This window comes from Pseudomonas rossensis, assembly GCF_039888995.1.
Taxonomy (GTDB): Bacteria; Pseudomonadota; Gammaproteobacteria; order Pseudomonadales; family Pseudomonadaceae; genus Aquipseudomonas; species Aquipseudomonas rossensis.
This window is the reverse complement of sequence record NZ_JBBWCB010000032.1, coordinates 40,241-51,630: the sequence shown is the minus strand read 5'-3', so window position 1 is coordinate 51,630 and position 11,390 is coordinate 40,241. Positions and strand designations below refer to the sequence as shown.

At 58.6% G+C, this 11,390-nt stretch carries 15 protein-coding genes; 7 read left to right on the top strand and 8 right to left on the bottom strand.

Going from position 1 to position 11,390, the window contains the following annotated elements:
* A partial coding sequence (locus tag WLY71_RS11440) for a sulfite exporter TauE/SafE family protein (protein WP_347803626.1) occupies positions 1–469 on the bottom strand: 469 nt, incomplete at its 3' end.
* Positions 470–581: 112 nt separating this feature from the next.
* On the opposite strand from WLY71_RS11440, the gene WLY71_RS11435 reads away from it, so the two are divergent.
* The 4 genes from WLY71_RS11435 to WLY71_RS11420 all read left to right on the top strand — a co-directional run bounded on the left by WLY71_RS11435 (position 582) and on the right by WLY71_RS11420 (position 3,882).
* A complete protein-coding gene (locus tag WLY71_RS11435) occupies positions 582–1,538 on the top strand; it encodes a LysR family transcriptional regulator (RefSeq protein ID WP_347803625.1) in 957 nt (318 codons plus the stop codon).
* A gap of 69 nt (positions 1,539–1,607) precedes the next feature.
* Positions 1,608–2,069 carry a MarR family winged helix-turn-helix transcriptional regulator gene (locus WLY71_RS11430; RefSeq protein ID WP_347803627.1) on the top strand — a complete coding sequence of 154 codons (462 nt, stop codon included), beginning with the start codon at positions 1,608–1,610 and terminating at the stop codon, positions 2,067–2,069.
* 345 nt (positions 2,070–2,414) lie between these two features.
* Positions 2,415–2,834 (top strand): organic hydroperoxide resistance protein, encoded by a 420-nt coding sequence (locus WLY71_RS11425; RefSeq protein ID WP_347803624.1) that lies wholly within the window; start codon positions 2,415–2,417, stop codon positions 2,832–2,834.
* A gap of 34 nt (positions 2,835–2,868) precedes the next feature.
* Complete coding sequence (locus WLY71_RS11420) at positions 2,869–3,882, top strand: alpha/beta hydrolase (protein WP_347803623.1); 1,014 nt, start codon at positions 2,869–2,871, stop codon at positions 3,880–3,882.
* A 164-nt stretch (positions 3,883–4,046) separates the two neighbouring features.
* On the opposite strand, the gene WLY71_RS11415 is transcribed toward WLY71_RS11420, so the two are convergent.
* Both WLY71_RS11415 and earP read right to left on the bottom strand, forming a co-directional pair.
* Entirely contained in the window at positions 4,047–4,616 is a 570-nt protein-coding gene (locus WLY71_RS11415; RefSeq protein ID WP_028619992.1) for an elongation factor P, read from the bottom strand.
* Between the two features lie 48 nt (positions 4,617–4,664).
* Positions 4,665–5,807, bottom strand: a complete 1,143-nt coding sequence (gene earP, locus WLY71_RS11410) for an elongation factor P maturation arginine rhamnosyltransferase EarP (RefSeq protein WP_347803622.1) — start codon at positions 5,805–5,807, stop codon at positions 4,665–4,667.
* Between the two features lie 124 nt (positions 5,808–5,931).
* Here earP and WLY71_RS11405 point away from each other — a divergent pair, with 124 nt between their 5' ends.
* Positions 5,932–6,342, top strand: coding sequence for a hypothetical protein (locus WLY71_RS11405; RefSeq protein WP_347803621.1), 411 nt, complete (start codon positions 5,932–5,934; stop codon positions 6,340–6,342).
* Between the two features lie 14 nt (positions 6,343–6,356).
* Positions 6,357–6,839 carry a GreA/GreB family elongation factor gene (locus WLY71_RS11400; protein ID WP_347803620.1) on the top strand — a complete coding sequence of 161 codons (483 nt, stop codon included), beginning with the start codon at positions 6,357–6,359 and terminating at the stop codon, positions 6,837–6,839.
* A gap of 9 nt (positions 6,840–6,848) precedes the next feature.
* Here the strand turns inward: WLY71_RS11400 and cysB are convergent, their stop codons facing one another.
* From cysB to WLY71_RS11375, 5 genes are all read right to left on the bottom strand, one after another.
* Positions 6,849–7,823 carry an HTH-type transcriptional regulator CysB gene (cysB, locus tag WLY71_RS11395; RefSeq protein ID WP_008148549.1) on the bottom strand — a complete coding sequence of 325 codons (975 nt, stop codon included), beginning with the start codon at positions 7,821–7,823 and terminating at the stop codon, positions 6,849–6,851.
* Positions 7,824–7,936: 113 nt separating this feature from the next.
* A complete protein-coding gene (locus WLY71_RS11390) occupies positions 7,937–8,440 on the bottom strand; it encodes a universal stress protein (RefSeq protein WP_129436980.1) in 504 nt (167 codons plus the stop codon).
* A gap of 94 nt (positions 8,441–8,534) precedes the next feature.
* Positions 8,535–9,440, bottom strand: a complete 906-nt coding sequence (locus WLY71_RS11385) for a 5'-nucleotidase (protein ID WP_008148545.1) — start codon at positions 9,438–9,440, stop codon at positions 8,535–8,537.
* A 25-nt stretch (positions 9,441–9,465) separates the two neighbouring features.
* Entirely contained in the window at positions 9,466–10,422 is a 957-nt protein-coding gene (locus WLY71_RS11380) for a putative 2-dehydropantoate 2-reductase (protein WP_347803619.1), read from the bottom strand.
* Complete coding sequence (locus WLY71_RS11375; protein WP_347803618.1) at positions 10,419–10,805, bottom strand: thioredoxin family protein; 387 nt, start codon at positions 10,803–10,805, stop codon at positions 10,419–10,421. The genes WLY71_RS11380 and WLY71_RS11375 overlap by 4 nt, the downstream gene beginning before the upstream one ends.
* On the opposite strand from WLY71_RS11375, the gene WLY71_RS11370 reads away from it, so the two are divergent.
* Positions 10,804–11,247, top strand: a complete 444-nt coding sequence (locus WLY71_RS11370; RefSeq protein WP_347803617.1) for a PilZ domain-containing protein — start codon at positions 10,804–10,806, stop codon at positions 11,245–11,247. The two genes, WLY71_RS11375 and WLY71_RS11370, sit on opposite strands and share 2 nt — an antisense overlap.
* Positions 11,248–11,390: the final 143 nt, after the last annotated feature.

The window sequence follows — 11,390 nt, the reverse complement described above, 5'->3', positions numbered from 1 at the left end:
CCGCCCCGCCCACGCCAAACAACCCGCCCATGGTGCCGGAGGCGGCGCCGAGCACGCCCAGCCATGGCCATGAGTAATTCATCTGCGCAGACACTGGCGCGTTGGCGCAGAACATTCGCACCAGGTTGTAGGCCGACAGGGCAATCAGGAACGCGACAAATCCGACGCGCATGGTTTGCGCATCAATGCCCACCGCCCAGATCGAACCGATCCAGGCGAAACAGAACCCCATCGAGGCCAATGGCAGCGCGTGGCGCAATTCAATGCGATTACGCTGGTGGTAACGCCACAGCGCCAGCATCACGTTGGGCACCACCATCACCAGCGCCGTGCCTTGGGCAATCTGCTGATCGAGGCCGAACAACACGCCCAGCAGCGGGATCGCGATCAAACCACCGCCAATGCCGAATAACCCACCGAGGGTGCCCAAGGCAGCGCCAAACACCAGATACATTAAAAACTCAATCACAGGCGATTTTCCCTTCACGTCAGGCTATTCATCCTACGCAGTCGGCGCTGGCGGGGAAACGCACAGCAACGCACAATGGCTGTGCCAACTTCGCACAAGCGCAGACGACACCATGAACCCCAATCAATTGACCGAACAACTGGGTCTGTTCCTCGACGTGCTGGAAACCGGCAGTTTTTCCGCCGCGTCCCGCCGCCACCCGCTGACCCCTTCGGCGGTGGCGCGACGCATCGACAGCCTGGAAAGCGCCGTCGGCAGCCAGTTGTTCATTCGCAGCACCCACGCAGTGCGCGCTACGCCGGCGGGTTTGGCGTTTGCCGAGCGCGCGCGGCGGATCGTTGCTGAACTGCGGCTGGCTCGGGCTGAGGCGGTATCCTTGAGCAGCGCACCCGAAGGCTTGATTCGGATCGATGCACCGGCAGCGTTCGGGCGGCGACACCTGGCGCCGGTGATTGCCGACTTTCTGATGCTCTACCCCGGTCTCGATGTGCAGTTGCACTTGATCGACAGTTTCGTCGACATGCAGGGTTTGAATCTGGGTAAGGTCGATCTGGTGCTGCGTGCCGGGCAAATGGCCGATACCCGGCTGGTGGCCACGCCGCTGGCGAGCATGGTGCGCATCGCCTGCGCCAGCCCCGGGTATTTGCAACGACGTGGTGTACCAACCGATCCGGCGCAGTTGATTGAACACGACGGGCTCGACTGGGATGGCCTGGCACCGCCGTTCGCCTGGCGTTTCGAGCGGGACGGGCAGATGCACTTGCACCGCCCGGCGCGCATCCGCATGAGTGCCAACAATGCAGAGGCGTTGGTTTGCGGCGCATTGGCCGGGCTGGGTATCGCGCACTTGCCGACCTGGTTGACCAGCGAATACCTGTTACGCGGTGAACTGCTTCCGCTGTTCTGCGAACACGGCCTGCCACCACCGGAAACGACCGGTATTTATGCCTTGCGCCTTGAGCAACAACCCAATCCCCGCAGCCGCTTATTGCTGGAATACCTGAAAACCCGCTTCAGCCCGATCCCGCCGTGGGATCTGGTCCTGCAAAGTACCCTCGACCGGCACTAGGCTAGAATTGTCTGGTGCATTAAAGATTCGCCCGCTAGATTTATGACGATCACTGATCAAGGCTTCGAAATGACCACCGAGTGCAACACCCCGGATAACTGCGACGACCTGCTGCTGGACAATCAGGCCTGCTTCGCCCTGCATTCCACCTCGCTGCTGATGACCAAGGTCTATAAGCCGCTGTTGCAAGCGCTGGGCCTGACCTATCCGCAATACCTGGCGATGATGGTGTTATGGGAACAGGACGGTTTGACCGTAGGCGAAATCAGCACGCGCTTGCTGACCGATCCCGGTTCACTGACGCCACTGCTCAAACGCCTGGAAGTCGAAGGCTTGCTCAGCCGCACCCGCAGCCGTGAGGACGAGCGGGTGGTGATTGTCGAACTGACTGAACAGGGCCGCGCCTTGCGGGACAAGGCTCGGGACGTTCCCCAGTGCATCCTCGGCGCTAGCGGTATGACGCTGGAGCGCCTGCAGAAACTTCAAGCGGAGCTGCAAGCGCTGCGCAGTAATCTGCAGGACAGTCTCTAATCTCCAAACCATCACGAATCCCCTGTGGGAGCGAGCTTGCTCGCGATAGCGATCTGACATTCAACATTGATGTTGACTGACTCACCGCCATCGCGAGCAAGCTCGCTCCCACATTTGCTTTGTGGTGTCCCTCCGACCTCGCTCCCCCCCGTCAGAAAAATCCCCGCTGAAAATCCTGACGCAACAGCTCTAACTCAACACATCCATTCAGCCCCTGCCTCTCAAACCAAAACTTCTTCAAAAATTTATATTGCGCGCTAAATATTCACGAGCTACATTTATTTCGCACTTACTTAGCGCACAAACATTTAGCGCGAAACAACCAAACTCGAATGAGGCTTACACATGCAAACTCTCTACACCGCTATCGCAACTTCCACCGGTGGCCGTGACGGTCGTGCGGTTTCCAGCGACAACATCCTCGACGTCAAACTCGCCACACCCAAAGAACTCGGTGGTGCTGGCGGTGCAGCGACCAACCCTGAGCAACTGTTCGCAGCCGGCTACTCCGCCTGCTTCATCGGCGCGCTGAAATTCGTGGCCAGCCAGACCAAACGCAAAATCCCGGACGACGCTTCGATCACCGCCCATGTCGGCATCGGCCAGATCCCTGGCGGTTTCGGCCTCGACATCGACCTGCACATCAGCTTGCCGGGTTTTGAACACGCCGATGCACAAAGCCTGGTCGACGCTGCACACCAGGTCTGCCCGTACTCCAACGCCACCCGTGGCAACGTCGATGTGCGCCTGCACGTTACCGTCTAACCGCTGATTCCCAGGCCCGAACCAGGAAACGAACATGAGCACTTTCAGTAAAGTCTTGACCGGTCCCCTTCTCGCCTTGTCCATTAACAGCGCGTTCGCGGGTGAAGGTGTTGAACACAACACCCAGGGGTTCCTCGACGTTCTGAATGCCGGTACCGGTAAACCGATGGAACAACTCACCCCTAAAGAAGCCCGCGCCGTGCTGGTCGGCGCGCAGGCCGGGGTGAAACTGACGCTGCCAAAAGCCGATGTCAGCGAGAAGACCATTCAAGTCGACGGCCAACCGCTCAACCTGACCATCGTCCGGCCGGCCGGGGTCAAAGGTCCGCTGCCCGTGTTCATGTTCTTTCACGGCGGTGGCTGGGTGCTGGGGGATTTCCCGACCCATGAACGTCTGGTTCGGGACTTGGTTACCGGTTCGGGGGCGGCGGCAGTGTTCGTCAATTACACCCCGTCGCCGGAAGCGCATTACCCGGTGGCGATCAACCAGGCTTACGCCGCAACCAAATGGGTGGCCGAGCACGGTAAAGAGATCAACGTCGACGGCAAACGTCTGGCCGTGGCCGGCAACAGCGTCGGCGGCAACATGGCGGCAGTGGTTGCGCTGATGGCCAAAGACAAAGGCACGCCAGCGATCAGGTTCCAGGTGCTGCTGTGGCCGGTGACTGACGCCAGCTTCGAGACGGCGTCCTACAACCAGTTTGCCGAGGGGCACTTCCTCACCAAAAACATGATGAAGTGGTTCTGGGACAACTACACCACAGATGCCAAACAGCGTAACGAGATCTATGCCTCGCCGTTGCGGGCAACCACCGCGCAACTCAAGGGCCTGCCACCTGCCCTGGTGCAGACCGCCGGCGCCGACGTGCTGCGCGATGAAGGCGAAGCCTACGCCCGCAAACTCGACGAGGCTGGGGTGCCGGTCACGGCGGTGCGCTACAACGGCATGATCCACGACTATGGTTTGCTTAACGTGGTGAGCCAGGTGCCAGCGGTGCGTTCGGCGATGCTTCAAGCCTCTGAAGAGCTCAAGCAACACCTGAAATAAAGCAAAAGATCGCAGCCTCGTTGCACTCGACAGCTCCTACATTGGTTTTGTATTCCCCTGTAGGAGCTGTCGAGTGCAACGAGGCTGCGATCTTTTGATCTTGATCTTCGGCCACAAAAAAAGCCCGACTCGATGGTCGGGCTTTTTCATTCCTGAAGCAGTGCTTATTTAGCACGGCCTTTGTAGGAACCGCCTTCGCGGGTATCGATCTCGATCTTGTCACCGATTTCGATAAAGTCAGCAACTTGCAGCTCAGTACCGTTGCTCAGCTTGGCAGGCTTCATCACCTTGCCGGAAGTGTCGCCGCGAGCCGAACCTTCGGTGTAGTCAACTACACGCACGATGGTGGTCGGCAGCTCTACGGAAACCAGACGCTCTTCGAAGAAGATCGCTTCGCAAACATCGGTCATGCCTTCTTCAACGAAAGGCAGAACGGCTTCGATGTCTTCAGCGTTCAGCTCGTACATGGTGTAGTCGGTGGTATCCATGAACGTGTAGGTGTCGCCGCTGATGAAGGACAGGGTCGCTTCTTTGCGGTCGAGGATTACGTCGTCCAGCTTGTCGTCGGCGCTGTAAACGATCTCGGTCTTGTAACCGGTCAGCAGGTTTTTCAGCTTGGTCTTCATGATCGCGCTGTTACGACCAGACTTGGTGAATTCAGCTTTCTGAACCAGCCAAGGATCGTTTTCGAGACGGATCACGGTACCGGGTTTCAGTTCTTTACCAGTTTTCATTGCGAATATCCGAATTTGGATGGGATTTACAAAAATCTAGGCCGCGTATCATATCCAATTTACATAAAACTGTACCAGCGCTGCGGCAAGATCTGCCTGCAAAGCCTGTTCCAGACACCACGCTTCGGCGTGTTTTTGCAGTTCTGGCCAGTGTTTTCGGGTCGATTGCCAGTGCCCGGTAATATTGTCACCCGCATTCCACGCCCGCCAAAGACCGCTGATCGCCTCGCGGGCAGGCTCCGACAGGCCGTGGGTGTACAGCGCGAGGAAGGCGTCGAGCTTGTCCAGATGGATGTCTTCGTCCTGCTGATAGATGTGCCAGAGCAGCGGCCGGCCCGCCCATTGGGCGCGGACAAAGGAATCTTCGCCGCGCACGGCATTGAAATCGCAGCACCAGAGCAGGTGATCGTATTGATCCTGCCGGACGAACGGCAGCACTTGCACGGTCAATTCACCGCGCACATGCAGCGCGCCGGCCACCAGACCGTCCACACCGAGCCAACGTTCGACATCCCCAAGAATCCGACCTTCGGGCACTAGCAGATGCGTGGGCGTAGAGTCGGCAGCCATTGCCTCGAGCCAACTGGCCAGCCCGTTATTTTCGTAGGCAAATAGCGAGATCAACTGCGCACCTTGCGCGCGATCAATCCCTAAACCTTGCAGGAATTCTCGCTGGGCCTCGGGGTTTTGCTGAAACTGCTGACGACGCTCAAGCAATCCGCTTTCCCGCAGCAAGCCACCGGTGCCCTTCTGAAACCCCGGGAAGAAAAAGAATTTTTGTACGCTCTTATATTTCACCGACGGCAAGCCGTGGCAGCCGACGATCCAGTCCTCGGCACTCAGATAGTCGAGATTCATCCATAGCGGCGGTTTTTCCCGCTCGGCCATGGCCTCCATGTAAGCACTCGGCAATTGGCAGGCGAACGCGGCGATCACCACATCAGCGGCTTCAGTCGGCTGCCAGTCGGTCGTCCACTGACACACTTCGACGCCCTGCTGCCATTGCTGTGAGGCGTTGATGTCGATTTCCGGACACAAGCGTTCGAAGGCCCGCAGATCATCGACCCACAAACGCACCGCCACCGAATGTTCGGCCACCAGCTGTCGGGCCAGACGCCAGGTCACGCCGATGTCGCCAAAGTTGTCGACCACCGCGCAGAAAATATCCCAGCGGGCTTTCATTTCAGGCATTCCAGGCTCCCGTTGGCAAAGGCGCCGATTGTCCTCATAAATTACCCCGTGCAGAAGAGCCGACGGCGATTAATCTTCATGCGACAATCGCCACTCGCCCGCAACCACCCGCCAGGAGGCAGCCATGCCCTACCGTCCCAACCCGCGCCGCCCGTTGCCAATCCAGCTAAACGCCTTGCAACTGACCGGCAGCATTGCCCTGGGTGTGTGGCTGGGGTTTATCGCGATCGCGCTGACGTGCTGGCTCACCTCCCGACTGTTGTTCAACGAGCAACTGGCGCCTGTGGCGGCAGCGGTCGAGCAACTGGCCAAACCACCGGTGGTGGTGCAACCGGTGCCGGATATTCCGCCTCAGAGCCCGTTGTTCGAACAGTACGAAGAGAACCTGCGCAAGAACGAGCAGCAGCAAAGGCTTGATCAGGCCCGCAGCAACAACCGCAATCTATCGAACCCCAAATGCCAGTTCTGGTTACAACAGGACCAGACTGCACCGAGCGAAAAAAGCCGCGCCAACGTCCAGCAATTCTGCGATTGATCATGAATCTCTCTATGCACAAGCCGACCGTCCACCAACTGATTCTCGACAAGCTGCGGATCGACCTCGACATCGCCGAACGCGCCGCACAAACCGCTTACGAAACCGCGACCCACGAAGAAAACATCGCCGAGAACAAGTACGACACGCTCGGTCTGGAGGCGTCTTATCTGGCAGCCGGGCAGGCCAAACGGGTGGAAGAAATCAGGCACTCACTGACGCTTTGCCAGAACCAGGCGCTGCGCCCTTATGATGATCAGCGCGGCATCGAAGTCGGTGCCCTGCTCGGTCTGAAAGACGAAAAGGGTCGTGAGCAATGGTTGTTTCTGGCCCCCGACGCGGCGGGCTTGAAGGTCGACCTGGTGGGGCAATGGATTACCGTCATCACCCCCCGCTCACCGCTGGGTAAAAGCCTGCTGGGCAAGTTCGAAGGGGACGAGGTGGAGATTCAGGTGGCGGGTGCTCGGCAACAGTTTTCTGTTACCGAGGTGGTCTAACGCGGGAGATTAATGCACCGGCAGTTCGACACCGTCGAACAGCTCTTCCAGTTCCTGCTTGTTGTGGCACTGGATGGCCTTGGCCATGACTTCGCGGGTCAGGTGCGGGGCGAACTTCTCGATGAAGTCGCACATGAAGCCACGCAAGAACGTGCCGCGACGGAAACCGATTTTAGTAATGCTGGATTCGAACAAGTCGCTGGCATCAAGCATGACCAGGTCGCTATCGAGTTTGGCATCGACCGCCATTTTCGCCACGATACCCACGCCCAGACCCAGGCGAACGTACGTCTTGATCACGTCGGCGTCGGCGGCGGTGAACACCACTTTCGGCGTCAGGCCGCGATGACTGAACGCTTCGTCGAGTTTCGAGCGGCCTGTGAAACCGAATACGTACGTCACGATCGGGTATTCAGCCAGGGCTTCCAGGGTCAGCTTCGACAGCTTGGTCAGCGGGTGGCCCTGAGGCACGACCACGCAGCGGTTCCAGCGATAGCACGGCATCATCACCAGATCACCGAACAGCTCCAGCGCTTCGGTGGCGATGGCGAAATCCACGGTGCCGTCAGCGGCCATTTCAGCGATCTGCATCGGCGAACCCTGGTGCATGTGCAGGGCAACGTCCGGGTATTGCTTGATGAAATTGCTGATCACCGGTGGCAACGCATAACGCGCCTGGGTGTGCGTGGTGGCGATCGACAGGGTGCCTTTCTTCTCGTTGGAGAATTCCTGGGCGATCTGCTTGATGCTTTCAACCTTGCGCAGGATCTCGCCAGCGGTGGTGATAATGCGCTCGCCGGCCGGGGTGACGCGGGTCAGGTGCTTGCCGCTGCGAGCGAAAACCTCAACCCCCAATTCGTCTTCCAGCAGACGGATCTGCTTACTGATGCCCGGTTGTGACGTGTAAAGGCTTTGGGCTGTAGCGGAAACGTTGAGGTCGTGGTGCGCCACTTCCCAGATGTAGCGCAATTGTTGAAGCTTCATATGAATCCCTCAAAGCAGGTAGACGCCACGGGCATCAGCGACGGTATATAACTATATTAATGGTTTGACGAATAAATCTAGAACTTTTTTATCAAACTGCCACTATTGGTGCTCTAACGATCCCCTTGGCGCCGACGCTCCACCAGCGGCACCAGATAGACCGGTACCCGAGACAGTTGCAGCACACGCGCTGCAGTCCGGCCCAAAGGCGTTTCCGCGCCAGCACCATGGCTATGACTACCTACGATCAACAAATCCACGGAGAGTTTCTGCGCCTGGTCGAGAATCACCTGTGACGGATCGCCTTGAAGCACCCGCACTGCTTTGATCCGCTCCAGGTCCTGCGACCCTTCATCCCCCAATTCTTCACGAAAGCTGTCGAGTACCCGCTGCTCGATGTTGGCAATCACCGTGTTCAAGCCTTGGCTGTGAAACTCATTCAACGCCTGCTCATCGAGGTAACTCTGAAGCACCGACTCGGCAAACAGCCCCATCGGTTCAACGGCGTGCACCACGTAGAGATCGGCATTGAATGTTCGCGCTAGCGCCAAGGCATGCTGCATCACCAAAGGTGCGTACAGGCCGAGGTCAGTGGCGTACAGCATCGAATGAATCATATGACCTCCTTGAGTGCCAACATGGCGGAGATTGATTCAGCTTAGCAGTGCCTTGGCGAGTACGACGTTTCGCGTAACGCGTTGAACCGTGGGCTTAAACCTTTTGCTCGTTGCTTATGCCGTGCGGCACGTGGCCAGTGGCGACCACCTCGCGGGCCAACTCGCAATGACCGGCCTGATCGTCGAAAAACACGTCGGCGGCAAAGGCTTCGAGAAACGCCGACTTGGTCAGGCCGCCGAGAAACAGCGACTCGTCCAGACGAATGTCCCATTCGCGCAAGGTCCGGATCACTCGCTCGTGGGCGGGCGCCGATCGCGCCGTCACCAAGGCGGTGCGAATCGGACAAGCGTCTTCCGGGAATTCCCGTTGCAACAGATTGAGGGCGGCAAGGAAGCCTTTGAACGGCCCACCGCGCAATGGCTCGCGGGCGGCTTCACGCTCGCTGGCCTGAAACGCTTCCAGACCACCGGACTGATAGACGCGCTCCGACTCATCGGAAAACAGCACCGCGTCACCATCGAAGGCAATGCGCAATTCATCACTGGCCGCACGGCTGGCGCCACCCGACAGAATGGTCGCCGCGGCGAACCCGGCATCCAGTGCACTGCGCACGTCTTCGGCATGCGTCGAGAGAAACAGGTCGCAGCCAAACGCCTTCAGGTACGGATAAGGACTGCGTCCGCCGACAAACGCCGCGCGGGAAATCGCCAGGCCATAGTGGTGGATCGAATTGAACACCCGCAGGCCGGTGTCGGCACTGTTGCGCGACACCAGGATCACCTCGACCCGGGCGCGGCCCAGACTGGTATTGAGGTTGAGGAGTTTCTGCACCAACGGAAATGCATCACCGGGCTCGAGGATTTCGTCTTCGTGTTCGATCTGATATTGCCGATAGGCTTCGACGCCGCTCGACAGATAGACCTTGTGGCTTTCGCTCAGGTCGAACAGCGCACGCGAAGAAATCGCCAGCACCAGTTTGTCGTCGATAGTCTTTGCCATGCCCTTCCCCCTCAGGATGATCGACTCAGGTGTTACGTCGATCGATAAAACTCAAACTGCGATACAAGGCTTCGATTCGCGGCAACTCGCATCCTGCAGCCTTGGCTGCCGCCAGTGGCCGGGCGTAAATCGCATCCAGCTCAAGTGGTCGTTTGTGCAGAAAATCGTGGTACATGCTCGGCCAATAGTCCGGCATCTTCTCGGTCACCATGAACAGATGATCGGCATAACCGGCCGGTACGTCGTGACCGCAGGCGATTGCTCCCTGAACCACTTCAGCCATCAAAGCCTTGATCAGTTCCCGACTGTCGGCATCGGCCATCAACGGCGTGGTGCTTGCCCCGAGCAGAACCGACAGACCGTTGTAGGGGATATTCCAGACCAGTTTTTGCCAGCGTGCCTGATGCAGGTTCGCCATGGCCTGGGAATCGATGCCGGCGGCGCGGAACAGCCCGGCGCCCTCCTCGACAATCGCCATGCGCACCTGCTCATCAGCTGCAGGGCCACTGTGATAGCCAACATTCACCGCGCCGAGCGCCTGATGGGTGATGACGCCTGGTCCGTCGCGATGAACGCAGAAATAGCAGAGCCCACCGAGCACGTGCAGCGAATCAGGGAGCAACGCTCGCAGACTGTCTTCAACGTCCAGGCCATTTTGCATCAGCAGCACTTTCGCATCGGGGGCGGCGGCTTGAATGATCGTCGGTGCCAGCTGCGCGTTACTGGTGGTTTTCGCGCCCACCAGCAACCAGTCACAGGGCGGCATGTCTTCGGCCGTCGAATACGCCTGAACCGGATTCAACGTCAGCGCGCCGTGAACCGCACTGTCGACCTGCAACCCGCGCTCGGCCACCGCCGAAAACTCACTGCGCAACAGAAAATGCACATCGAAACCGGCACGCGCCAGCATCAACCCGTAGAAACCGCCGATCGCGCCGGTTCCTATAATACCGATTGTCGGTTTGGTCACTGCCCCCATCATGGCAACTCCTCTGCAATTCGACTCAACGCCTGACCCACGGTTTCATTGAGCTCGGTGCGGGTCAGGCGCGATTTTAGTGCCCCGAAGAATTCACCGTCGCGCACCACAAACAGCGCCGGCAAGTAAAAAACCTGATAACGCTCGACCACCCCGCCATTGTTCCCGGCATCAATCCAGCACAGCCGATCGACGTCCAGATCGAGTCGTGGCAATTGCTCACGGGCAAAACGGCAACTGGCGCAGCCGACGCTGGTGAAAATAACCAGCGACACACCGCTCATCGCCAGCAGCCGTTGGTCGGCGTCGAAATCAGTCAGTTCCAATTCGACCACTATACTGGGTGAAACAATGTCAGATGGCCGACACATGGAGTCCGTGTTCATGGGACGTTTTATTCCTCACCCTGACGATGTGCCCGTCGAATTAACGTTGCTCAAACCTGAGTGTATTTCACGGCAACAGCTGCACACTATCAGCCTCGGGGGCATGGCTTGCAATTATCACCGGGCGTGGCGCCACGGTACGGCGCTGGAAATTCGCATGCCGACCTTGAACCCCGACATGCGTTTTCTGGGCTATGTAGCCTGGTGCCTGCGACGCAAACGCGGTTATCTGGTAGGCATTGCCTTCGTTGACGAACAGATGATGTTCAGTGCCCGGATGGGCGAGCAGGTGTGCCAGATCGAACGTTACTGCCGCCTGCATGACGCGCATGACGATCTGCAGGAAACTCAGGCCCTGGCCCTCGAATGGGTCCAGGAGCATGCGGACGAGTTCTCTCACGACACGGTTCGCAGGGCATTTGCACAGGTTGTGCTGGATTAGGAGGGGCATTCTCAATGGGTTTCCCCGCGGAAACTAATTCAGAATGCCCCTTAAACCGGTGTCTGCCCATTGTCGAGCCACGGTGTAACGCGCTAAGGTTCTGCTCCCCGACGCGCTTAATTTGCTGTGCTCCGCCGCGCGGG

Coding starts and splice junctions, on each gene's coding strand:
- WLY71_RS11405 (WP_347803621.1), top strand. CDS start 5,932: ATGCCCTACCGTCCCAACCCGCGCCGCCCGTTGCCAATCCAGCTAAAC.
- cysB (WP_008148549.1), bottom strand. CDS start 7,823: ATGAAGCTTCAACAATTGCGCTACATCTGGGAAGTGGCGCACCACGAC.
- WLY71_RS11425 (WP_347803624.1), top strand. CDS start 2,415: ATGCAAACTCTCTACACCGCTATCGCAACTTCCACCGGTGGCCGTGAC.
- WLY71_RS11420 (WP_347803623.1), top strand. CDS start 2,869: ATGAGCACTTTCAGTAAAGTCTTGACCGGTCCCCTTCTCGCCTTGTCC.
- WLY71_RS11435 (WP_347803625.1), top strand. CDS start 582: ATGAACCCCAATCAATTGACCGAACAACTGGGTCTGTTCCTCGACGTG.
- WLY71_RS11400 (WP_347803620.1), top strand. CDS start 6,357: ATGCACAAGCCGACCGTCCACCAACTGATTCTCGACAAGCTGCGGATC.
- WLY71_RS11430 (WP_347803627.1), top strand. CDS start 1,608: ATGACCACCGAGTGCAACACCCCGGATAACTGCGACGACCTGCTGCTG.
- WLY71_RS11375 (WP_347803618.1), bottom strand. CDS start 10,805: ATGAACACGGACTCCATGTGTCGGCCATCTGACATTGTTTCACCCAGT.
- WLY71_RS11415 (WP_028619992.1), bottom strand. CDS start 4,616: ATGAAAACTGGTAAAGAACTGAAACCCGGTACCGTGATCCGTCTCGAA.
- earP (WP_347803622.1), bottom strand. CDS start 5,807: ATGCCTGAAATGAAAGCCCGCTGGGATATTTTCTGCGCGGTGGTCGAC.
- WLY71_RS11380 (WP_347803619.1), bottom strand. CDS start 10,422: ATGATGGGGGCAGTGACCAAACCGACAATCGGTATTATAGGAACCGGC.
- WLY71_RS11385 (WP_008148545.1), bottom strand. CDS start 9,440: ATGGCAAAGACTATCGACGACAAACTGGTGCTGGCGATTTCTTCGCGT.
- WLY71_RS11370 (WP_347803617.1), top strand. CDS start 10,804: ATGGGACGTTTTATTCCTCACCCTGACGATGTGCCCGTCGAATTAACG.
- WLY71_RS11390 (WP_129436980.1), bottom strand. CDS start 8,440: ATGATTCATTCGATGCTGTACGCCACTGACCTCGGCCTGTACGCACCT.